Annotated in this window: 17 protein-coding genes and 1 pseudogene; 4 read left to right on the top strand and 14 right to left on the bottom strand. The window is 71.4% G+C overall.

Going from position 1 to position 22428, the window contains the following annotated elements; translation table 11 throughout:
- Positions 1–45: 45 nt before the first annotated feature.
- Positions 46–972 (bottom strand): hypothetical protein, encoded by a 927-nt coding sequence (locus ACIA8O_RS11975; protein WP_396293528.1) that lies wholly within the window; start codon positions 970–972, stop codon positions 46–48.
- 483 nt (positions 973–1455) lie between these two features.
- Between ACIA8O_RS11975 and ACIA8O_RS11970 the strand changes: the two genes are divergently transcribed.
- Positions 1456–2082 carry a class I SAM-dependent methyltransferase gene (locus ACIA8O_RS11970; protein ID WP_396293527.1) on the top strand — a complete coding sequence of 209 codons (627 nt, stop codon included), beginning with the start codon at positions 1456–1458 and terminating at the stop codon, positions 2080–2082.
- Between the two features lie 52 nt (positions 2083–2134).
- Here the strand turns inward: ACIA8O_RS11970 and ACIA8O_RS11965 are convergent, their stop codons facing one another.
- The 8 genes from ACIA8O_RS11965 to ACIA8O_RS11930 form a co-directional block, all read right to left on the bottom strand.
- Positions 2135–4378 (bottom strand): hypothetical protein, encoded by a 2244-nt coding sequence (locus ACIA8O_RS11965; protein WP_396293526.1) that lies wholly within the window; start codon positions 4376–4378, stop codon positions 2135–2137.
- Positions 4375–4701, bottom strand: a complete 327-nt coding sequence (locus tag ACIA8O_RS11960) for a helix-turn-helix domain-containing protein (protein ID WP_396293525.1) — start codon at positions 4699–4701, stop codon at positions 4375–4377. Before ACIA8O_RS11960 ends, ACIA8O_RS11965 begins: the two co-directional genes overlap by 4 nt.
- Positions 4698–5807, bottom strand: a complete 1110-nt coding sequence (locus ACIA8O_RS11955; RefSeq protein WP_396293524.1) for a tyrosine-type recombinase/integrase — start codon at positions 5805–5807, stop codon at positions 4698–4700. The genes ACIA8O_RS11960 and ACIA8O_RS11955 overlap by 4 nt, the downstream gene beginning before the upstream one ends.
- Positions 5808–5976: 169 nt before the next feature.
- The gene (locus tag ACIA8O_RS11950; RefSeq protein WP_396293523.1) at positions 5977–6285 is read right to left on the bottom strand and encodes a hypothetical protein; all 309 of its coding nucleotides are present in this window, start codon (positions 6283–6285) and stop codon (positions 5977–5979) included.
- A 242-nt stretch (positions 6286–6527) separates the two neighbouring features.
- Complete coding sequence (locus tag ACIA8O_RS11945; protein ID WP_396293522.1) at positions 6528–9164, bottom strand: ATP-binding protein; 2637 nt, start codon at positions 9162–9164, stop codon at positions 6528–6530.
- A 178-nt stretch (positions 9165–9342) separates the two neighbouring features.
- Positions 9343–11103, bottom strand: coding sequence for a hypothetical protein (locus ACIA8O_RS11940; protein WP_396293521.1), 1761 nt, complete (start codon positions 11101–11103; stop codon positions 9343–9345).
- Positions 11100–11699: a plasmid mobilization protein gene (locus tag ACIA8O_RS11935; protein ID WP_396293520.1), complete on the bottom strand. Its 600-nt coding sequence runs from the start codon at positions 11697–11699 to the stop codon at positions 11100–11102. The genes ACIA8O_RS11940 and ACIA8O_RS11935 overlap by 4 nt, the downstream gene beginning before the upstream one ends.
- Before the next feature lie 359 nt (positions 11700–12058).
- Positions 12059–13063, bottom strand: a complete 1005-nt coding sequence (locus ACIA8O_RS11930; RefSeq protein ID WP_396293519.1) for a DUF2637 domain-containing protein — start codon at positions 13061–13063, stop codon at positions 12059–12061.
- A 184-nt stretch (positions 13064–13247) separates the two neighbouring features.
- Between ACIA8O_RS11930 and ACIA8O_RS11925 the strand changes: the two genes are divergently transcribed.
- Both ACIA8O_RS11925 and ACIA8O_RS11920 read left to right on the top strand, forming a co-directional pair.
- On the top strand, positions 13248–13817 hold the full coding sequence (locus ACIA8O_RS11925) for a helix-turn-helix domain-containing protein (protein ID WP_396293518.1): 570 nt from the start codon (positions 13248–13250) through the stop codon (positions 13815–13817).
- 505 nt (positions 13818–14322) lie between these two features.
- Positions 14323–15024: a hypothetical protein gene (locus tag ACIA8O_RS11920; RefSeq protein ID WP_396293517.1), complete on the top strand. Its 702-nt coding sequence runs from the start codon at positions 14323–14325 to the stop codon at positions 15022–15024.
- A 50-nt stretch (positions 15025–15074) separates the two neighbouring features.
- Here the strand turns inward: ACIA8O_RS11920 and ACIA8O_RS11915 are convergent, their stop codons facing one another.
- Entirely contained in the window at positions 15075–16883 is a 1809-nt protein-coding gene (locus ACIA8O_RS11915; protein WP_396293516.1) for a recombinase family protein, read from the bottom strand.
- Between the two features lie 112 nt (positions 16884–16995).
- Positions 16996–17448 (bottom strand): annotated as a pseudogene (gene nth, locus ACIA8O_RS11910) (endonuclease III domain-containing protein); the annotation flags it as partial.
- A 136-nt stretch (positions 17449–17584) separates the two neighbouring features.
- On the opposite strand from nth, the gene ACIA8O_RS11905 reads away from it, so the two are divergent.
- Positions 17585–18394, top strand: coding sequence for an alpha/beta fold hydrolase (locus ACIA8O_RS11905; RefSeq protein ID WP_396293515.1), 810 nt, complete (start codon positions 17585–17587; stop codon positions 18392–18394).
- A 115-nt stretch (positions 18395–18509) separates the two neighbouring features.
- Here the strand turns inward: ACIA8O_RS11905 and ACIA8O_RS11900 are convergent, their stop codons facing one another.
- From ACIA8O_RS11900 to ACIA8O_RS11890, 3 genes are all read right to left on the bottom strand, one after another.
- Complete coding sequence (locus ACIA8O_RS11900) at positions 18510–19676, bottom strand: alpha-hydroxy-acid oxidizing protein (RefSeq protein ID WP_396293514.1); 1167 nt, start codon at positions 19674–19676, stop codon at positions 18510–18512.
- Between the two features lie 26 nt (positions 19677–19702).
- A complete protein-coding gene (locus ACIA8O_RS11895; RefSeq protein ID WP_396293513.1) occupies positions 19703–20926 on the bottom strand; it encodes an alpha/beta hydrolase fold domain-containing protein in 1224 nt (407 codons plus the stop codon).
- A gap of 279 nt (positions 20927–21205) precedes the next feature.
- Entirely contained in the window at positions 21206–22360 is a 1155-nt protein-coding gene (locus ACIA8O_RS11890) for a PucR family transcriptional regulator (RefSeq protein WP_396293512.1), read from the bottom strand.
- Positions 22361–22428: the final 68 nt, after the last annotated feature.

The raw sequence follows: 22428 nt of genomic DNA, 5'->3' as shown, positions 1-22428 counted from the left end.
ATGCTTGATCAACGTGCTCCTGGCGAATGACGGCTGGACTCTCGGTTACCCGGCACTGGCCAGGCCTCCAAGGTTCAGCGCTGCCGCTCTGGTCGCGAGAAGGGCCGCTCGCGCGCGGGCTGCGCCGCCTCGTGTGGCGGCTTCGCCACCACCGACGGCAGGCGGGCGAGCTTCAACGCCCGCACAGGGGCGGCAGATGCCGGGCTGGGGCACTGGGTCGTGGCACTTGGCGCACTCGGCGTACCGGGCCGCTGCGGGTCGCACAGGTTCCTGGACGGGCGGCATCTTGCGCTCCAGTCGGCTGCGGAGCACTGCGGCGGGCGAGTGCATCGGGGTGGGCAGGCCCGGCAGTAGGGCTGCGGCGAGATCGGCGGGGGTGCTGCCGCGTTCGAGCCACTGAGCGACCAGGGGTGCGAGCGCTTCGGCTTCTGCCGCGCCGAGCCTCAGCCGGGGTTCCGGGCGGATCGCCCGGAACAGCGTGGCGATCGCCTCGCGGGTTGGGCCGTCTGGCATTGTCGCGGGCTGCCGGTCGGTGTCCTCTTCGGGGTCTTCCTCCCGCCCTCCCGTCTTCGCCTGCGGCTCGTCGGCAAGAGCGGTCTGCGGATCGGGGAGGGAGGGTTCTTGGTACCGGTCCTTTGGAAGGGCGTCAGCACCGCCGGTGGTCGCTTCACCGGAGACCGGACGGGTGGCACCCGGCACGACGAGCTGCGAGGTGTCGTAGACGTGGGTCTCGGTGCGGATGGTGCCGTCGGGCATCCGGATCTTCTCGACCCGGTAGAAGCCGGCGTCGGTCAGCTCCTTGAGGGCCTTGCGGATCGCGCCGCGTCCCTGGGGGCTGGTGTCGGCCATGTGGCGGCCGTCCTCGCGCCAGCCGTCGGGGCGGGAAAGGAGGTCCGCGAGCAGGCCGCGGGCTGTGTAGGACAGCTGCCGGTACTGCAGCACGCAGTTGGGCAGCACCGTGAAGTTGCGCACGTGGGCGCTACGATGGACACGCATCGGGAGTTGACGCTCCTGTTGCCGGACCCCGGGGTGTTGGTAGCACCGCCGGGGTCGCCTATTTTCGGTTGGACTTCGGAACGTAGCACACGCACCGTTCGATGATCGACTCGATCAGTGAGCGACCACCATCACACTTCGCCGATGGCAGAGCTCACTGCGGCAACGTCGCCAAGCAGCAAGACTGACATGCCACTTCGGATCGCTGACGCACAGTCGGGCCACTGCTCTCGGCTGCCTCGCAGCGGCCACGGAGCACCGCCTCCGGTGCCCCGTGGCCGGGAGGCGCAGCGCCTCCCGGCCAGTTCGGGCGGTTAGGTTGGCGGAGAGCCGATATTCCTTCCGTGTCGTATTCCTCGGGGTTGATCTCTGCGGGGCCTGCGGTGGCCGCCGGTTCCAGCCCAGAGGCAGCCGAAAAGGTGTCGCTCCGCGAGCCGGGGCCCGCTACGGTGCGCCGTTGTGGATGTTGAAGATCCGAAGGACTTGGTTCGGCGCGGGTACGACTTGCTGTCTGCGCAGTACGAGCGCGCGTTCGGCAGCGAGACGAAGTACGCATCGTGGATCGAGGATCTGCTCGGTCGGCTCCCCGATGCGGGCGTCGTCCTGGATGTGGGGTGCGGGACCGGAGTTCCCGTGGCCCGGTCGCTCGCCGCAGCGGGACACCGTGTCACGGGCGTCGACATCAGCGATGTCCAGATCAAGCGGGCTCGGGAGCTGGTGCCCGAGGCCGAGTTCATCCGAGCGGACGCCACGACCCTGGCGTTCCCATCGGAGACCTTCGACGCCGTCATCTGTCTGTACGCGCTGATCCACATTCCGGTCGAGGAACAGCCCGCCCTGCTGGAGCGGATCGCATCGTGGCTGCGGCCGGGCGGCTGGCTTCTGGCCACCACCGGGCATCACGCCTGGACCGGGACCGACGAGAACTGGCTCGGCGGCGGAGCCGCGATGTGGTGGAGTCACGCGGACGCGGCGACGAATCGGTCCTGGCTTGTGCGTGCCGGCTTGGAGGTATCACACGAGGAGTTCGTCCCCGAGGGCGACAGCGGCCACGTCCTGTTCCGGGCACGGCGCCCGCAGGGTTGACGGTCTGGTGGGACCACAGCCGGCGGCCTTGACGCGGGGCGCCGGCAGCGGTTCAGCGGAGTTCGGTCGCGCGGGCTTCGAGGTAACCGGTCCAGTCTCGCTTGGCGAGCTTCGACCACCGCTCGGCGGTGTTGATGTGGAGGCCGAGGAGGTCGGCGATGACTGGGGCTGGGAGGTCGTCGGCGAGGGAGGACAGCGCGGTGTTCCGCGCTGAGCGGACCTCGATGCCGTGCTCGACGAGCCGCATCGACAGGCGGTGGGCGCTGGCGGGTCGGCCGGGTAGGGGGCTGGGGAACAGCCAGCGTTCGGCGGTGCTGCCGGGCTGCGTGGCCTGGTAGCGGCGGGCGGCCTCGGCCTGGGTGGTCACGAGTTGTTCGACGGCCGGTGGCATGAGCACGGGGCTGGCACCGAGTTCGATGCTGCTTCCGTCCGACGTCTGGCGGATGTGCTCGGCCTTGAGCTGGCTGATGCGGGTGACTCTGACGCCGTAGAGGAGCACGAGGGCCCCGGCAGCGCGGACGTCCGCCGGTAGACCGGCGTCGTTGACGCAGCGGGTGAGTTGGGCGATGTGCTCGTCCTGGTCGAGGAAGTTGACGGGCTCGCTGTCTGGCCAGCCGGGGACGAAGAGGTCCTGGCTGAGGCGGGTCCTGCTGGTCCAGCGGAGGAAGTCGCGTAGACGGAGACGGCTGGTGGCGCCGTCGGCGATCCACCAGTCGACCTCAGTCTGGGTGACCGTCCGCAGCTGCAGGTTCAAACTGTCGACCCAGGCAAGGAAGTTGCGTGCGCAGTTGATCTGCGTGCGTGCGTGGCTGGCTCCGGAGGCGGTGAGGCGGCCGTCGCGGGCGCGTTGGCGTACTCGTCGAAGGACGACCCAGGTTGCATACGGCTGGAGGATCAGCCGGTGGCGGTCGGGGACCGCTTCGAGGACGCGGTTCATCCAGGCTTCGGCCTGGGCCATCCGCTCGTCGCGGGTGGGCAGGATTTCGGATTGGACCAGGAGGTTGCGCAGGTAGAGGGCGGAGACCCGGTTGGGGAAGGTGTCGAGGAGTTCGTGGGTGAGCGGGTAGCCGCTGGCGAGCAGTTCACGCAGGAGGGCGGCGCCGCTGTTTTCGCGGTGGAGCCAGTTCATGACCGCGGGCGGGTTGCCGACTTGTTGGAGGGCGTCGACCAGGGGTGCGAGGAAGGTCTCGCAGGCCGTCTGGCCGAAGGCGGCCCGCAGTTCGTCGGGCATCGCGCATCGGTGGCACTGGTTCTTGCGGCGGTTGTCGCCGCTGTTGCCGCAGGTGGCGCAACTGTAGTGCTTGTCGGTGCCGGCGCACGGGCCGCAGATTCGGCGGTCCTTGGTGTCGAGGCCGATCAGCGGCCGGACCGCGGTGCAGAGGGGACACTCGCCGGGGTGGCGCTTGGTCCGGCTGTAGCAGGGCTGGCAGACGGGGCCCAGCGGCCAGCGGGTCTTGACTCCGGCCATCCTGTGGCAGAGCGCGCAGGTGTCCTGCGAGCGCGGGGCGCACGACAAGCACAGGTAGCGGCCGGTCCGGAGGCCGCGGCAGGGCCGGTCCTTGCCGCAGGACGAGCAGGTGCGGATGGGGCCGTTGTAGCAGGACGCGCAGAGGTCCGGACGGCCGTCGCGGGCTCGGATGACGATCTGACGCTGCTGGCCACAGCCGCCACAGGCTCGCGGCGCCCGCTGGTAGCAGGATTTGCAGAGCGCGCCGGCTTCGTTGAACGCCTTCGCCGGACCGACTTTCCTGCAGGTCCCGCAGGTGTGTTGGGGCGGCTGGTAGCACTCGCTGCAGAGAACGGTGCCGTCGGGGCGGCGGGTGGCGACGTGTTTCGCCTTGCCGCAGTCGGCGCACCTCTCACGCCGGGCGGGGTCGGTTCGGTAGCAGTGGGAGCACAATCCGCCTTCTGCGAGACGGACTTGGAGTCTTCCCAGTTCGCCGCAGCGGGAGCACAACTTGACCCGACGCTTCTCCGAGCAGCGCGTGCAGATCCTGGCCTGGTCGGGACGGCGGTAGTCGAGCGGCCGATGCTGCCCGCAGTCGGCGCAGGCCGGCACGACCACCTGCGCGGCGCCGAGTTCCCTCAGCGCAACCGCCAGGCGCATGACTCCCGCAGGGATCCGGCCGTCTCCCGAGGTCAGTGCGTCGGGGTGGCGCCGCAGGTGGGCGCGGACGTTGCAGATGGCACCGGCGCCTGCCCGGTCGGCGACCGTCCGGACCGCCGTGGCCGGTATGCCGGGCAGCAGCCCGGCGACCATCGCGGTCACGTCGTCGAGCGCTTCGTCCCGGTTCACGGTGTCCCCGGGCGGCGGATCGTCGTGCGGCGGACCTGCGGGGCGCTTGGCGCGGCCGGACCGGTGCCGGTCTTGCGGACCTCCTCGTTGACGACGACCACCTCGAGCAGGTCGCCGACGCCGCAGCCCAGGATGTCGCACAAGGCCGCGAGGGTGTCCACCGACAGCCGTTGCGGTGTCTGGGTGACCAGCCGGAACACCTGCTCGCGGGAGAGTTGAACGCCCCGCTCGGCCAGCGGCGGGATAAGGTCCGAGGTCTGGAACATGCCCTTGGCGGCCATCAGTTGGCGCAGGTGCCAGTGGCACCCCATCTTCTTGATCACGGCTTCCCCTCCCACAAGTTGGCGTGTCGTGCCTTCAACGCCTTCTCCACTAACCGGTTGCGGTACTCGTCCGACACGCCGGTGTAGATCGCGGTCGTCGAGGCGTACTCGTGGCCGACCTGCTGCTGGACGAACAGCTCCGGGTAGTCGAACTCGACCAGGTGCGTGACGTAGGAGTGCCGCAGGCAGTGCAGGTCGAGTTCCTCGGGCAGCCCGGCCCGCTCGCGGGCGGTCTCGAACGCGGCGTCCAGCCGCCGCAGCGACAGCCGGCCCCTGCGCTCGGTCACCCACAGTGCCGGATGCCTGTCCGGGAGGAACCCCGGCCGGACCTCCTCCAGGTAGTGCTCCAACACACCTGCAGCCCAGTCGAATTCGGGAACCGTGAGTACGGTGCGGCGCTTGGGAGGGTTGCCCCTGGACGCCTTGCCGAAGCGCACGAACAGCGCGCCGAACCGGCCGTAGTCGGCAGCCTTGGGGTTGCGGCGAAGGTCGGCCAGGTCCAGGAAGCAGGCTTCCTGACGGCGCAGCCCGTAGGCGTAGACCGTCTTGAGCACCGCGGAGTCGCGCATCGCGGCCAGCGATCCCTTGCGGTGCCGGGCGCGGATCTCCTCCACGATCCCGTCCGCCGCGTCGAACAGCGCCTGGACCTCGTCGTAGGTCAGCGGCCGGCGGCGCGGATCGCCTTCGTACGGGCTGACGTGGGTGATCTGGTTCAGCTCGTGGAAGATCTGCGCGGGCAGCTGCCCGAACCGCTCGTGGCACCGATCGGGCCAGCCGTAGCGGGCATCGGTGACGTACTCGCAGAACATCCGAAGGGCGTTCTGGTAGGTCCGAGCCGTGGAGAAAGCGAGCTTCCCGCGCTGTCGCAGGTGATCCAGGAACGCCTCACCTTCCAACGGCGTCCACTGCCACGGGTACTGGTTCGTGAACTCCGCGAACCGGCGTATCAACCGCAGCCGGGGCTTGATCGTGTCGTCCTCGTCGAGGAACCGCGCCCGCTGCTGCAGACCCCAGCCGTCCACCATCGCGTCGAAGACAGCTGACTCAGGATCAAGGTGGATGACCCCGGCGGCCAGCACCAGATGCGCCGCGCCGGGGAGATCCACCGACCTCGTTCCCATGTTGCATCTAACGCAACATCGTTGCATCGGTTACGCAGCGCAGGTCAACGACCTCAGTCGGGGCGTAGGCTGAAGGCCCGAACCCCGGCTGAGCTGCACGTCAGCCACCTGACCGGCGCATGCCGAATTGTTGCAACAGATGCAATTCGACCCGTTAGTGCCAGATGGTGCCAGCGAGGAGGCCGTCGAAGCCGAGTCCTCGGTACATCTCCTCGAACGACGCCCACTCACGTTCCTCGAAGGAGTCGTCGCGGGCCTCGGTGACGTCGGCGGACTCCAGGTCGTGTTCGAGCCATTCGTGGGTGCAGCGGCAGCGGACGAAGACCAGGTCGGGGTGGACGTGGATCAGCAGCCAGTCGCAGGCGGCATTGCAGGCGGCGCAGGTAATGGTGATGCCGCGGGGGTTGAGGGGGCCGGGGTGGGGGACGGCGAGGGTGGTGTTGCGGTCGGCGGGGTTGGTCATGCGGCGCCCTTCCGTGTCGGTTGCAAGCACCACAAGACGACCGGCGGGCACACCCTTCCCGGACTTCGAAGAAGACATCGAACCGACATCACACCTTCTCCGCAAGCCAGTTGGCGGTGCCGACCTGGGCGGTCGCCTCGGCTGCGTTCGCCTCGGCGCCCGACCGGCACGACGATCGGTGCACCCTTCCACGCCCGCACGGCTGCCGCCCTGGTGGGGGTAGCAGCCGTGCGGGGTGCCGACTACTGGCGTTCTGTGGCCTGGTAGTTGATGACGGCTTGGCGGGCGAGGGCGGGCAGGCCGGGGTGGTCGGACAGGCGCTGGCCGACGAGGATCGGGACGGCGTCCGCCCAGGAGAGGGCGGGACGATGGGTGTGGAATTGGGCGATGTCGGTCGAGCTGATGGCGGTGATCTGGTCGGTGTCGAGGCCGGCCAGGATCTCGTCGATGAGCCTGTCCTTGGGGAACATGGCGTCGATCGCCTCTCCGACGGCCGTGGCGGCACGGTGGCGCAGAGAGCCTTCGGCGGTGGCGGACAGCCAGCTGTCGGGGGGTATGACCTTGCCGGTGGCGTGGTGGCGGGCGAGCCCTTCCTCGATGTATGCGATGAGCTCGGGGGAGGAGAAGGCGTTCAGCTCGACGCGCTGGTAACGCCACTTGCGGGGCCCGCCCTTGCGGTTCCAGTCACAAGCCGTGCCGGTGAACCAGGTGCGGGCGGTATCGGTGAGGTGGGGGAGGATCCGGGCGGGCAGAGCGGCTTGGCGGGTGTCGGGTTCGGCTTCCAGGCCCTTGGCGATGGCGTCATCGACGCTCAGGCCCAGGTCGATGACCTCGACGCGGTGGTCGGGCATGCGGGCGGTCTCCTCTCCGAGAGTGCGGGCGATGTTGTAGCCAGCGGGGTCAGCGTCGTGGAGGACGAAGATCTGCACGTCACCTGGGGGCATCTTGGCGAGCAGAGCGCGGCACGCCTCGGTGCTGTAGCCCTCATTGGTGATGATCGCCATGTCGTACCGGTCGGCGATGCCGGACTCGCGCACCGGTAGCCACAGGCCCGTCTTCTCGATGACGAGGATCTTGTTGTAGCTCCACTGCGGCGGCCGGTAGCGCTCGACCTCGCGGGTGCCCAGGTGCACGTCCTTCGTCCCGTCGGGGTCGTGGGGGTGGTGGAGGGTTCCGCGGGGTTCGCGGTACAGGCCCAGGATGGGGCCGTTGGCCCGTTCCCACTCGGGGATCAGGGTCTGCTCGACGTAGGGGGCCTTGAGCTTGGAGCCGGCAGGCAGGAGCTTCAGCGCGAGCGGGCGGATCTTGTAGAAGAGGGTGTGGGAGGAGAAGGACAGGCCATCCGCGCCCCGGGCCTGCGCGATGGCCTCGCGCATGACCGCGAAAACGGCGTCCTTCTTGGTCACCGTCGGCTCGGCCTGGGTGGCGGCCCGGGCGTCGGCTTCGCGCTGACGCGCCGCCTCCCGTGCCTCTTGTCGCTCCGTGCTCTGCCGGGAGCGCTTGTCCTTGGCCAGCACCCTGCTCGCGTCGGTGAGGGCCTTGGCGCAGGCGTCGGCGACCTCGCGCGGGACGACGAGCGTGGTCTTGCCCTTGTCGGTGAACCGCGGCACCGGGCAGACCAGGTGGACGATCGCCGCGCGCTGGAGCTGGTTGCTCGGGTCGGGGACGGCGTCGGCCTGGGTCAGGAAGGAGAGCGCCCCGGTGTCGGCGATCTTGTCGCCCGCCAGGCGGGTCCGTGCCAGCGGGTCGCCGAAGGTCGCCGAGTAGTTCACGGCGAAGCTGACCGCGCCGGGGCGCTTGGTGCGGGCGACGGTGACCTCGATGCTCCACGGGATCCCGGCCCCGTCGGTGAGCTGCTTGCGTGCGAACCACGTCTCCTCGACGCCGAACGCCTGGTCCAGGACATGGGTGTAGTGGTCGCGGGGCACCTTGCCGAGGTCGGAAGGGGTGGGCGGCTTGCTGTTCTCCTTCATCGCGGCCAGCAGCACCGCCACCTGCTCCAGGTTCTCCTCGAACCCGGACAGGTGCGTGATCCCCGGGACCTGTTCGGCGACCTTCTTGGCCTTGGCCGAGCCGGTCAGCCCGGCGAAGGTGTTGGTGAACGCCCGAACCGTCAGGTCCGCCCCGCCTAGGCGGTGCTCGCTGATGTGGGCGATGACCAGCTTCTTCATCGCGGCCTCGTCGTAGTGGTGTGCGCTGGTCGGGTCGGTGGGCCAGGGCTTGCGCCACCCCTCGGGCGCGGTGGGCTCGTAAATTCCGGCCCCCTCGCCGCCTTCGGTCTGACCGTGGTCAACGAAGCGGGCGTGCGGATTGACGAGCGCGAACTTTCGCAGCCAGCGGGCCGCCTTGGCAGCCGTGACCTGCCCGGTCGGCAGCGGCACCGTGACCGACGTGCCGCTGGTGCGGACGGAGGGCGCCTTCGTGTGGCGGATCGCGACCTCCGCGCAGGGGTCGGTGGACAGGGCGATCTCGTGGCGCACCCCGAGCGCCTCGATGACCACCGGCTCGGTGACGCCGAGCGCGCAGGGGATGCCGAGCAGGGTCTTGAACGCGTTGCCCTGCATGCCGCGGGTCGGGGAGCGCAGGCTCGCCTTGTCGGAGACGTTGCGGGTGAAGTCCAGGATCCGCTCGATGACTGCGGCCGGGATGCCGGGACCGTTGTCGCTCACGCACACGCGCGCCACGCCATCGGCCGACGACACCGCGAGACCGATCTCGGGGGCGACGCGGGCGGACTCCGCCGCGTCGAGGGCGTTGTCGAGCAGTTCCTTGATCACGACATCGCCGAACCGGTCGCGGGACTGGCCGGTCTGGGACTCCAGGGCCCGCCAGTCCAGGAACTCCGCGGTGCGGGACGTCGAGAACACGGTGCGCTGCACAACAGGGATCGAACGCAAAGAAGAAGTCTCCAGCACTTGGTTGGGGGTAGGGATCTGCCCGGCCACCATCGGGTGGAAGGCGAACAGGAGGAAGGGACTGCCAGCCACCTCGGTGCCGGCAGGGAGGGCACGGTGGGCTGGGCGGGAAGGGACTTCCCGCCCAGCCCACCGGGGTTGGTCACCGCGTGCGGCGCGCAGTCTCCGGGCCGGACGGCGCCGGAGGCGGCGGTGGGGTGACCGCGGCGGCCGGCGTGCCGGTGGAGCGGCTGCCAGCCGTGCGGGACAGGGCCGCACCGGTGCGGCGCTCCTCCGGGGTGACCGCCGGTGCGGGTACCGGAAGGCGGGCGCCCCTACGGATGCGCCAGGTGAGCACCGTGGCTGGGGAGTCGGCGCTGGCCAGCTCCCTCTGCCCGGCGGCCTGGGCGAGCAGGGCCTCTGGGTCGTAACCGGCCTGCTCGGCTTCGGACAGGGTGGCGGCGAGCGCCGCCCAGCCCTGGTCCGCGAGCACCCGGACGGCCAAGCCAGCGGGCAGTGCCTGGCGGGCCTGTGTCTCGTGCCGCTCCCGGATGGGCTGGGGCAGTTGGCGGCCTTGGGTGTCGAGGACGGCAATCGGCCGCCCCGCGTGCCTGCCGTAGGCGGTCCGCAGGTGCTGTGCCGCTGCCCGTGCGGCGGCGGCTTGGTGCTGGTGGCCTTGGGCGGCGTGCCACTTGGCGATGACGATCGCCAGCAGGATCAGGCTGGCCAGGATCGTGGCTGCGGCCGTGCCCTCCTCGCCCCGGCCGGTGGTGGTGCCGGCGTAGAGGAGTTCGCGGGCCGCCGAGCGCATCGCCCGGGCCTCGGCCCGGGCAGCTCGGGTGCGGGCGATCGCGGTGAACTCCAGTGCCCGGGCGGCCTGGTTGATCTCCTTCCGTGACAGGACCGGGCTGGTAAGGGCGAGGGTGTCGAGGACCTCGATCGTGCCGCTGACCACCGCGCTGACCTGACCGGCACGCGGGTCATCGTCGATGGTGGCGGTTGCTCGGTCAAGGCTGGTGCTGGCCCGGTACCTGACAGCAGTCGGCCTCCCCTGGCCGACCGGGTCGCGGGACGCGGGCTGGTCGATGCCGGCGGCGAACCGTTCGTGAATCTTGGGCAGGGTCAGGTCGGCCGCCAGCTGGCTGCCGGAGAACCACACCGGAGGGCCCGGCTCGCCGGTGGGCAGGGCGAACTTGTAGCCCCTGGCGTCGCCGGAGGGCAGGCGGCGTACCTCGCACCGGATCCCCTGCGCGGCCAGGCGGGCGAGGAACTCCTCCTCCCCCACAGCCCCCGCGAGGGCTCGCCGTACCCCGGTTCGCAGCCGGGCCCGTCCCGTCTCCTCCTGACCGAGGCGCTCGGCCTTGCGCAGCTCCGGGCTCTTGGGGCGTTTGGGGATCGCCGCCCGGTAGTCGCGGGTTCGGGTGTCGGACCAGTCCTTGAGCCCGAACTCGCGCTCGATCCTGGTGAGCTCGGCCTCCGTTCGGTACTGGTCGCCCCGCAGGCGGGCCTGGGTCAGGTCGGCGCGCACCACGGTGGCGAGGATGTGGATGTGGTTGTCCCCGTGGTGGACGGCAACCCACCGGCAGCCGTCCGGATCGTCGTCGGGGGCGATGCCGGCGGCGGCCACGACCCGGCGCGCGATCGCGCCCCACTCTGCGTCGCTGAGGTTCCGGTCGGTGGGGTCGGCACGGACCATGCGGTGGTAGACGTGCTTGGCGACCGGACGGCCGTAGCGCACGACGTGCAGGTCAAGGGCGTCTCGCAGCTGGGCCAGAGTGGCCTCGCTGTCGCGGCCCGGGTCGGGGGCGAAGCCGTCCCAGGAGGCCACCAGGTGCGGGTCGGTGTGCTCGTTGCGCCGGCCCGGACCGTACAGGTACTTGAGCGCCTTGAGCGTGTCCGCCCCGGAGCGGGCGGTGGTGATCACCGGCGGGCGGCCTTCGCCACCCGCATCGCAGTGGCGTCCACCCCGGCCACCGCCCTGCGGACCTCGGCCACCGCCTCCTTGGCCCTGGCCAGGGTGGCCTGCGCCGGGCCGTGCTCGACGCCGATCTCGGCGTTGAGCTGGAAGGCGATCTGGTTGACGTTGACGCCGAGTCGGCTGACCTGGAAGCGGGCAGCGTCCAGCGCCTGCACGGCCTGGTCGAGCTGCTCGTCGCGGGTCACTGTCCCGGCGCCGCCCGGGGTCAGGGCCTGGCGCTCCAGGTAGTCGGCCACGTTCAGGCCGGCCTCCTGAGCGAGCCGCTTGATCTGCGCTTCCCGCTCCGCGGTGCACCGGAAGCCGAGCTTCTTCGTCTTCGGGTTGTCGTTGTCGCGCCGGCGGCGCTTGGTACGGCGAACGTCGGCACGCGGGGCGCGCTCGGCGGATCGGGCGGACGGGTGCGGCTCGACGGCGGGCGTCTTCTCCTGCTTCGCCGCGCCCCCGCGGTGAAGCTCCGGTGCTGCCGCCCCCGGCAGCACCGGCACGTCCACGCCCCCCTGGGCGTGGGCGTCCGCGTGCGGGGCCCCGTAGGGGCCCCGCACGCACTCGCTTGCTCCGCCGTTGACGTGTGGGTGGTCAACTCCGGTGCGGTCGAGCGGGGTTACACCACCGGCAGGGTGGCGGTCAGGCGCGGGAAAGATGTTGGTCAGGGCATGCTCCAGGGGTTGTCGGGGTCGGGTTGGCCGGCGTCCGGACCATGCCCAGCACGAGGGCGGAAGGCTTCGCGAGCAGGCCGCCATGCTCCAGAGGCGGGATGGTCCGGCGTGCGCACGGCGAAGGAACGCGGTCCGTCCGCAGCGACCAGGTCACCTGCGGACGGACCGAAGGACCAAGGAGTTCTGCGCATCGGCAGAAGTCCGAGCGGACTCACCGGACCGTGGACCGGTTCGCCGGGGTGGGGTCAGTCGACCGGTGGGTGCTCGCGGACCGGACCGTGCGGGAACTCCTTGCGGAGCTCGTCCATCAGGACCGTGAAGCGGGTACTGCCCATGGGCAGGTTGGCCTCTCGGACCGCGCGCTCGACCACCGGACGGCTCGGGCGGCCATGGGCCCGGACCGCAGGCCGACTGACCTCCAGCAACCGCTCCATCGACACCCCCGCCGGACGACCCGTCCGCCGCCCCGGACCACCCCCAGCAGCAGGAGGCGGCTCGGTCACACCATCGGCATCCGGACCGCCGCCGTCCGTCCGCGCCTCGGAGCCGGAGAGTTCTGCCGACCCCACCCCCGGACCACTGGCAGCCCGGACCAGCACCGGGTCCGCGACGGACGAGAGCGGACCACCGACCTCGTCGGGCGCGGAGGAGAAGGTGGGCGCGGACCGGACCGCAGTCTCGTCCGGACCCTCCGGACCGCCAGATGGTCCAGACGGTCCGGTAGCGGCGGACGGCCGGGCGGGTGCAACCGGACCACCGATAGGCCGGTCCGGCGCGCCGGGCTCCGAGAACGTGGGGTCGGCGGAAGTCCCACCGGACGCTCCGGTCGGGGCAGGGTGCGGGGTGACGGCGTGGCGGGCGATGAGGATGTAGAGGTGGACGGCGCCGCCGAGGGCGAGCGGGGAGAGCATCGACAGGACGGCGACGACGCCGTCGCCGAGCTGCAGCCCGTCGCCCTGGTCGAGCACCTGGTTCAGGCGCACGGCGTGCAGGGCGTTGGCCCACACGCTGGCGGCGGTCGCACCGGCGAACAGGAACCAGGCGTACAGGCGCGCCTGCCACGGCGCGGCCCGCAGGACCAAGAGGGCGCGCACACCGTAGGCGATGAACCCGTCGACCGTGAGCGGGAAGACGTACGCCAGCGGGCCGCGCACGTGGATGGCGACGGCCATCTGCTGCAGCGCGTCGAAGGACAGGGCGAAGCCGGCCACGCCGATCAGGGCGACGGCGAGCCGGTCCCAGGCGGTCACCCGGGCAGCCCGGGTAGGGGACGGAAGGCGGGCGGGGAGTATCGCGGCAGCGGGGGTCGTGGTGGGCTCCGGGGGCTCAAGGGGATGATGCATTTCGGATGGACTTGCCATCCGCCAGGGATGACTGTAGCTTCACCCTAGCGACGATGCAAGAACAAGCTAAATTCGATGCGAGGTGAATCGAGTGACCGACCAGCCGGGCCAGCCCGAGAGCTCCCCTGCAGCTCCCGTGCTCAGCGAGGAGCATGCCGCCGAGCGGGTCCGCCTGGAGCGCGAGTACCTCGGCTGGAGCACCGGCGAACTCGCCAAGCGCATGACCGCCGCCGGCTACCCCATGAACCAGTCGTCGGTCTGGCGGATCGAGAGCGGCGAGCCCCGTCGGCGGATCAACCTCGACGAGGCGATCGGCTTCGCCAAGGTCTTCGGCCTCACCTTGGAGGAGTTCCTCGGCCCGCCCGAGTCCTCCTCCAAGCGGCACATGGCCGACATGACCAACGCCGTGGCCGCCATGTACCGCAGGCTGCTGGACCTGATGAAGAACACCGACGCGGCCTTCCAGATCGTCGACCAGTACAGCCAGACGTTCCCCCAACACGCCAAGGAGCTCGAGGACCGCATCGCCCGCGCCATCACCGAGGAGAACCGCCGACGCGGCCCCGTCCGGGCCAGCCCCCTGATCTTCCTCCGCTTCCCGACCTTCCGGCACGCCGAACAGCAGGCAGACCAGCCACAAGGCCCTGCATCCCAGGGATAGCCACCGGCCAGCCCGCAGAAGGCCAAGATCGTTCTCCGGTCCGAGTGGTGTGTCGTCTACTGTGCCGACTTAGTGGACGGCGGTCCGCCACTCGATCACCACCGAGAACAGAGCACCCGCCCCCGCCCGGCCACTAACCACCAAGAAGGGAGCCGCCCGCCACTCACCCCACCCGTCCCGCAGCCCTGCCCCGCGTGACTGTCGAGCCATCTCGGCCACAGCACGGCCCCACCGACCCGGCTTCCATCGCCGAACTTCACAGACCGATCTGACGGTCTTCCCCAGCTGCCGCCCGCACGCGCCGAGCTCCACCCTGCTCCGCTCCGGGCCCAGCTTCCTCCGCCGCCCCACCACGCCACCGGCGCGTGGCCCGGCTCCGCGGCGCTGACGCCTTGCTCGCGCCACCCCTGCTCCGGTTCTGGAGCGAACACCACCCCTTCCTTCACCAACGACGCACGTGCTGCCTGCCAATCAGCCCGAGCGCCGACTGCCCAGCGGGAGACCCATGCCCACCACCGCCATCGCGCGGAAGTCCCACGTCGTCACTACGTCTGCGCCGAGCCCAGGCGCAGCGGATCGGCGCACCGAAGTGGAACCAGCCGCAGGGCAGTTCTACATGGGCCGCAGGCTCGACAACCGCCCCGAGTCCCTGGCCACGTGGCGCATCGCGACGTCCCATCTCGCAGTTGGGTCCGGCGTCGCCGAGCTGCTCGGCACTGCCCCCGCGCCAAGTGCGCCCGGCGCCATCGGTGCGGTAGACGTGCAGACCCGCGCGTCCGAGGTGCGGATCGTCCTCGCCGCCAACAGCGCGGTCACCGCCGACATGCGGCTCTGGGGCCAAGGCCGGCTCACCCACCACTGCGACGGCATCGTGCATCTGTCGCCGGCGTCGGTCTCCGGGGAGCTCTGCGGCTGTCCGGCGCTGATGGCGGAGCGTAAGGCGCTCGCCAAGGCGGGACGTGGCCCGCACCCCAGTGCGACCGTCAGGTTCCGCCTGGCCCAGGCGCCAGCCCTCGGCCAGTTCCGTTTCCAGTCCGCTTCCTGGAAGTTCGCCGAGTCCCTGCCCGGGGTGCGGGCCAAGCTCGCGGCCATCGAGGGAGCAGCTCTCTGTGAGCTGGCCATCCGGCGCGTGGATGTCCCTGTCGGTGGCGGGTCCTGTCTCGCCTACCGAATACCGGTCCTCACCGTGCTCGGCCCTTGGGGCTGACAAGGAGGGCAGCCCCGAACGGGGCTGCCCTCCTTGTCGTTCACCAGCGGCTACTCCTGCCCGGCGAGGTGGTCGTCCTCACCGTCGCCCGTGACCCGCACCCAGTCCAGGCCAACGCGCGGCTCGACGTCGTACGCCGCTGTGCGGGAGTGCCCCCAGCGGCTCTCGGCCTTGGAGACGACGATGCTCCGGACGAAGAGGCTGACGAAGCTCCGGCGGGCGTTGCGGTCGGCGCCCTGCCACCACGACCCCTCCCCCACGGGGTCGGCCTCCGGATCGGCAGACAGCCACTCGGAGAGCGGCAGGACCACCTCCTCCGGTACGCGCAGGCCTGCCAGTCGGGTCTCGGCCGCGTCGATGCGGGCTTCGACCTTGGCTTTCTTCGAGAGGAACCGGTCGCGGCCCATCCTGCCGCTGTAGACGTTGGCGTCGAGGTCGTCGTACAGCTCTACCAGTGCCCTCGTGGCGTCCGCCCGCTCCGCCACCAGGGCGTTGCGCTCGGCAGCGACCTCCGGACTCTCCTGCGACCGCGCGAAGGTTTTGGTGGCAGCCGCGATCACGGGAAGCACCTCCGGGTCGTCCTCGGACGCCAGGATCAGCGCGAAGATGCGCCGAGCCACGAACTCGTCGAGGTGCCGCATCATGATGGCGTTGCCGCCCTGGTGCTCATCCTCGGTGGCCGCCCCCGGCGCCCGGGTGCAGCGGTAGACCGGCTTGACCTTCGGGTCTGTGGCTGCCGCGTTCAGGCTGGTCATGGGGCGTCCGCACTCGCAGGTGAGGATCGGCTCCTTGTCCTCGTTCTTCAGGCTGGCTAGCAGGGAGGTGCCGCGGGAGAGTCCCTGCCCGCGTCCTCGGCCTGCGAGCCAGTCCTGCAGCTCGTACCACTCGGCCGGCGGGATGATCGGCTCACAGATCATGATCGGGCGTCCTTCGTCGTCCCGGTTGATCCGGTAGCCCTCGACCGTCTTGGTCAGTGTCCCGTCCTCCTTGACCTTGTAGAGCGTCTCGTAGCTCATGCCCGCGATCGCGGGGTTCAGGAGGATGCCCTTGAGGGTCCGGCTGTGCCACTGCGAGTCGGCCCGCTCCTTGCCCGTGCGCTGCCCCCTCGTCGGGATGCCCTTCTCGTTCATGTCGGTGCAGATGCCTGACAGGGAGCCGGGGTGCTTCTTCCCGGGCTTGATCGGCTTGTCCTTGTGGAGCTTGATCGTCGACCAGATCTGGCGCAGGTTCGCCGTCTCCTCGTCCTCGTGGAAGAGCCGGTAGATCGCGAGCTTGCCGTGGATCTCCTTCTCGGCGCGAAGACCGTACGGCGGGGCACCGCCGAGCCAACTCCCCGCATCACGCTGGGCGGCCTTCACGTCCCGGACGGCCTGGCTCTTGTTCTCGGACTCCTGGTGGGAGGCGTCGAGACGCATGATCAGGTAGATCAGCGCCATGCTGTCCCTGGGCGCGAAGACGCCCTCCATCACGCTGACGATGGTGATCCCGAGGCGGTGCAGCTCCGCGACGACCGGGATGGCGTCGGCCACCTCGCGCCGCGAGAAGCGGCTGACATTGTACACGATGAGGACCTGGAAGAGGCCGGCCCGCGCGTCGGCGAGCATCGCCTCGAAGCCCTCGCGCTCGGCGTCGGCGTCCCAGCCGGAGATGCCGATGTCCTCGTAGTGGCGCCGGAAGGTGCCCCAGCGCAGGGACTCCTCCTCGTTCTTCGTCCGCTGGGTCTCGGGTGAAGCCTCCGTACTGTCCGCCTTGGCCGACGACTGCCGGACGTAGCTCACGGCGATCCGGTTGATCGCCTCGATGAGCTCGGGGTCGACCTCGACTCGTCGGCCAGGGATGGTTCGTACGGGAGCGTTCACTCGCGAGAGTCTATCGACCTGATGTACGAACCCCCTGGGCCTCCCCGAGGATGCAGCGCCGGGCCCTGGCCGGGCGGCCTGCGCGGTTGCAGATGTGTCGTGCTGAACTGTGAACACCGAAGACGTTGCCCAGCACCACGTTGGCGGTCTTGCGGCCGACGCCCGGCAGCGTCACCAGGTCCGCCAGCCGGCCCGGCACCTCACCGCCGAAGTCGTCCCGGAGCGCGATCGACAGCCCGATCAGCGACTTGGCCTTGGACCGGAAGAAGCCCGTCGGCCGGATGATCTCCTCCAGCTCCTCCGGCACCGCCGCCGCCATGTCCTCCGGCGTCGGGTACTTGGCGAACAGCGCCGGGGTCGTCTGGTTCACCCGCAGGTCCGTCGTCTGCGCCGACAGCACCGTGGCCACCAGCAGCTCGAAGGGGTTCTCGAAGTCCAGCTCCGGGTGCGCGTACGGGTACACCTCCGCCAACGCCCGGTTGATCCTCCGTGCCCGCCGCACCATCCCCAGGTGCGTCTCCGGCTTCCTCGGCTTCGCGGCCCGCACGGCCTTGCTCTCTGCCATGCCCGAAGGCTACGCCGTACGGCCCCGGCCGCGGGCCCGATCGGGTGTCCCGCCACCGGACGCGACGCGTGGCGGGCCCCCGGTTCGTGTTCCAGACTCGATTCGCGCTCACCGCACACGAACCGGAGGCCGTCCCATGCCGCGATTCACCACCAACGACGAGGTCTCGCTGCACTACTACGACGAGGGCGAGGGACGCCCGGTCGTCCTGGTCTCCGGCTACGGGCAGCCGGCCGACGACTGGGCGCTGCAGTGGGGGGCGCTGCGCGGGGCCGGGTACCGGGTGGTGTCGTTGGACCGGCGCTGGGCCGGGAGTTCGGACCGGCCGCCGTACGGACTGCGGATGTCGCGCGGGGGCGAGGACGTGCGGGAGCTGCTGGTGCACCTGGGGCTGGAGGGGGTGCTGCTGGTCGGTCAGTCGATGGGGGCCAGCCACGCCTGGGCGTACGCGAGCCTGTTCGGCTGCGACCTGCTGTCCGGGATCGTGACGATCGACCAGAGCCCGAAGATGATCAACGACCCGAGCTGGAGCAACGGCTTCTACGGGCTGACCCTGGAGAACCTCGGGACCTTCTTCTTCGACCCCTCGAACCTCCTGGGCACCGGCCACGGCCGGGCCTGGCAGAGCGAGGAGGAGCTGGACGCGAAGATCCGCGCGGCCGGCGGCAAGGGCGCGAAGCGGGACATCACCCCGGACACCTTCCCGCTGATGTTCGACCACGCCTGCCAGGACTGGCGGGACGTGGTCGCCCGGATCACCGTCCCGGCGCTGATCGTCGCCGGGGAGCAGAGCCAGTTCTGGCCCTCCGGGCACGCCGCCGCCACCGCCGCGCTCAGCCCGCTCGCGCGCTCAGCCGTGGTCCCGGGGGCCGGGCACCCGGCCCACGTGGACGAGCCGGAGGCGGTCAACGAGCTGCTGGTGGAGTTCGCCGGATCGCTGGGCTGAGGCTGCTCGGGTGAGCGGGGCCGACCGTCGGGGATCGCCGGGCTGAGGCCCTCGGACGAGCGGGGCAGCACGTCGGGGCCTGTACCGGAGAGCCGGTACGGGCCCCGACGGTCGGTCAGATCCGGTGCAGGGCGCCCTCGGTGCGCAGGTCGGCCAGGGTGGGGTAGCCGTCGACGGCCATGATCAGGTCGGCTTCGGCGAGCAGCGACCGCAGGACGTGGACGATGCCGTCGGTGCCGCCCAGGGCCAGGCCGTAGGCGTAGGGGCGGCCGATGCCGACGGCGGTGGCGCCCAGGGCCAGGGCCTTGATCACGTCGGCGCCGGTGCGGACGCCGGAGTCGAAGAGGACCGGGAGCCCGCCGGCGGCCTCGACCACGCCGGGCAGGGCGTCCAGGGCGGGCAGGCCGCCGTTGGCCTGGCGGCCGCCGTGGTTGGAGCAGTAGATGCCGTCCACGCCGCCGTCGCGGGCGCGGCGGACGTCCTCGGGGTGCTGGAGGCCCTTGAGGACGATCGGCAGGTCGGTGAGCGAGCGCAGCCAGGGGAGGTCGGCCCAGGTGAGCGGGTTGCCGAAGACGTGGACCCACTCCAGGACCGCGGCGCCCGGGTCCTCCTCGGGGGTCTTCGCCAGGCGGGCGCGGAAGACCGGGTCGGAGGTGTAGTTGGCCAGGGCGTGGCCGCGCAGCTGGGGGAAGTTGCTGGCCGCGAGGTCGCGCGGGCGCCAGCCGGTGATCCAGGTGTCCAGGGTGACCACGATGCCCCGGTAACCGGCCGCCTCGGCCCGGTGCACCAGGCTCTCCGCCAGGGCCCGGTCGGTGGGGGTGTAGAGCTGGAAGAAGCCGGGGGTGTCGCCGAACTCGGCCCCCACCTGCTCCAGCGGATCGACCGTCAGGGTGGAGGCCACCATCGGCACGCCGGTGCGGGCGGCCGCCCGGGCGGTGGCCAGGTCGCCGTGGCCGTCCTGTGCGCACAGGCCGATCACCCCGACCGGGGCCAGGAAGAGCGGGGTGGGGAGCGTCATCCCGAACAGCTCCACCGAGAGGTCCCGCTCCACCGCGCCGACCATCATCCGGGGCATCAGGCCCCAGCGCTGGAAGGCCGCGACGTTCGCCCGCTGGGTGGACTCGTCGCCGGCCCCGCCCGCCACGTAGGAGAGCACCGAGGGCGGCAGGGCGGACTGGGCACGGCGTTCCAGCTCCGCGAAGGTCATCGGCATGGTCGGCAGCACACCGCCCAGGCCGTTGAAGTAGATCTCGTTCTGGTAGTCCCCGAAGCGCGCGGTCATCTCTCTCGACTCTCTCTGATGGACGATCAGTTGGCGTACTGCTGCTGGAACTGCTCGATCACCCCGGCGGAGATCTGGGTGGCGAGGTTACCCCTGGTCAGGTCGAACAGGTGGCTGGACCAAGGGAGTTCGACGGTGCGGTGCTCGACTCCGGCGCCGGCCAGGGCCTGCCCGAGCAGTCGCGACTGGGAGACCGGGATGAGCCGGTCGTCCTCGCCGTGGACGCTGAGCGTGGGCGGCAGGCCGGGGCGGACGTGGTGGACCGGCGAGGAGGCGTACCAGCGCTCGGGCTGCTGCTCCTTCGTCCCGCCGACGTACTCGCGGGTGGCCCGGCGGATCAGGTCCGGCGCGGTGGAGTTGGCCACCGCGTCGTCGAAGTCGGTGGTGCCGTAGAAGCTGAGGACGGTGCGGACCGAGGTGTCCCGGTGCGGCTCGGTCGGCGGGAACACCGGGTCGCCCTCGGTGTACGCGGCCATCAGCGCGAGGTGGCCGCCGGCCGATTCGCCGAACAGGCTGATCCGGGCCGGGTCGACCCCGAGGGTGCCCGCGTTGTCCCGCACCCAGCCGACGGCGGCCTTCACGTCGCCGACGCCGCTGCGCCAGTCGGCGTGCGGGAGCAGCCGGTAGTCGATGGTGAAGACGTCGTAGCCCCGGTCGGTGAACCAGCGGCCCCACGGGTAACCGTCCTCGCGGCCGCCGATCTTCCAGCCGCCGCCGTGGACGTAGACCACCGCCGGGCGGGGGCCGGAGCCCTGCTGGGTGCCGGAACCGCGGCGGGCGGGCAGGGCGTCGAGCTTCAGCTCGGTGCCGTCGACGGTCGCGTAGGTGTGGGTCCGGGCGTCCGCCGGGCGGTCCTTGCCGAACGAGAGGCCGCGGCTGAGGTAGGAGGCCACGGAGGTCCCGACCCCTTCGGCGGCCGCGGTCCGCGACAGCGCCACGGCCGGGACGACCGTCATGACCAGCATCAGCGCGGCACTCGCGGACGCGATCCAGCCGGCCGCCCCCGCCCGGCGGCGCCGGGCCAGGACGGCCAGCACGACGGCCGCCAGCAGGGCCACCAGCGTGAGCAGCTGGGCTCCGTCGAGGCCGAGGGTGGCCAGTGCGGTCACCGTACTGGGCACCGGCACCGTCATCAGGACGGTGAACAGCACCGCGAGCAGGCCGAGCAGGACCGCGGACGTGGTGATCAGCCAGGGCCTGCGGGCCCGGCCCGTGCCGTGCCGTTCGAGCCGTGCGAGGTGGCGGTTCATCGCCGTGGACTCCGTTCACCCCGCCGTCGACGCAAGACGCACCTGCCCGGAGGGGCGGTGCCGGAGGGGCCGGGCATCCTCACCGGCCTCCGTGGAGGCCCGGACGGTCCTGCGGGGGCTCGGCCGTCCGGGCACTTCCCACCGTGCCAGCGCGGCGGCCCGGAACCGATGGAGCGGGGGACAGCAGTGCGCCGCCGAAAACTGTCGGCTGCGACAAAGGCCCCCTCGCCGAGCCCTGCGGAACGGCCGTTCCACGCCCTGGCCCGGAGGTAGGAGCCCTCAGCGCTTGTCGGCGGCCACAGTCCCCCCGGCCCTGCCGCGCCCCGTCGCCTCCCGGTGCCGCAGCGCCCACCAGACCGTCAGCGCGTCCTCCGTGCGCGCCGGGTCCAGGCCGGTCGCAGCGGTGAAGCCGCGCAGGCGGTAGCGCAGGGTGTTGGGGTGCACGAAGAGCGCGGCCGCCGCCGCCTCGGCGTTGCCGTCCGCCCCGAGGTAGGCGTCCAGGGTGGCCGCGAGGGTGGCACGGCGCTCGCCCTCCAGGTGGCCGAAGCAACGCCCGGCCAGCTGCTCGCCGACCTCGGGCTGGGCCAGGACCGCGCCGTGCAGCGGGAGTTCACCGGCGGAGACCAGACGGCGCAGGCCGAACGCGAGGGCCAGTTCACTCGCCCGGCGGGCCTCGACCAGCGATTCGTGCAGCCTCGCCAGCGGACGGGCCGGGCCGAGGCCGGCCGGCACCGTGACCGTCCCGCGCGGACGGGCCGCGGTCAGGCCGACCACCCGCTGGGCGCCCGGCTCGGCCAGGTGCGCCACCAGGTGGTCGCGCAGCGCCCGCTCGACGGCCCGGACGTCCCCGTCGGCCTCCGGCCCGGCGTAGCAGACCCGGTACTCCGCGCGCGGCGAGAGGCCGAGCACGCCGGCGGCGGTCGGCAGCCAGTCCGGCGACAGCTCGCCGAGCAGCAACTGCCGCAGCAGCAGGGTCCGTTGCTCCTGGTCGGCGCGGACCCGCTCGGCCTCGTGGCTGCGGTGGCCGCGCACCACGGCCAGCGAGACCAGGTCGCAGCGGGCCCAGAAGTCGCCCGCCAGCTCCAGGGCCAGCGCGGGGTCGGCGTGACCGCGGAGGATCTCGTACAGCGCGTCGAAGGCCCGACGGGCCGTCAGCCGGAAGGCCTCCAGGAAGGGCTCCAGGCCGATGCCCTGCTCGGCCCGCAGCGCGCCGAACTCCTCGCAGCGCCGCACGTCCTGGGCGGTCGGCTGCTCACCCGTGCGGAGCGAGGCCAGGGCCGGCCCAAGGACGGCCAGCAGCTCCCGGCCGAGGCTCTCCTCGTTACGCCCCGCGTAGCCCGGTGCCTCCCGCACCAGGGCGGCGGCGGCCTCGGCCGTCACCCGCTCCACCGGGAAGTGCTCCAGCAGCCGCCACCGCTCGCCGTCTCCGTCCACGGCGACCATCCTCGCCCGGCGGGGGCCGCACCGCGCACCGCGCCCGCGCCGTCGGGCCCCGAACGGCC

The organism is Kitasatospora sp. NPDC051853 (assembly GCF_044452665.1).
In the GTDB taxonomy this organism is placed as follows: Bacteria; Actinomycetota; Actinomycetes; order Streptomycetales; family Streptomycetaceae; genus Kitasatospora.
This window is presented reverse-complemented; position numbering and strand designations above follow the sequence as displayed.

Bases quoted from the DNA above. Each gene is read 5' to 3' on its own strand.
- ACIA8O_RS11905 (WP_396293515.1), top strand. From the start codon at position 17,585: ATGCCGCGATTCACCACCAACGACGAGGTCTCGCTGCACTACTACGAC.
- ACIA8O_RS11950 (WP_396293523.1), bottom strand. From the start codon at position 6,285: ATGACCAACCCCGCCGACCGCAACACCACCCTCGCCGTCCCCCACCCC.
- ACIA8O_RS11920 (WP_396293517.1), top strand. From the start codon at position 14,323: ATGCCCACCACCGCCATCGCGCGGAAGTCCCACGTCGTCACTACGTCT.
- ACIA8O_RS11900 (WP_396293514.1), bottom strand. From the start codon at position 19,676: ATGACCGCGCGCTTCGGGGACTACCAGAACGAGATCTACTTCAACGGC.
- ACIA8O_RS11895 (WP_396293513.1), bottom strand. From the start codon at position 20,926: ATGAACCGCCACCTCGCACGGCTCGAACGGCACGGCACGGGCCGGGCC.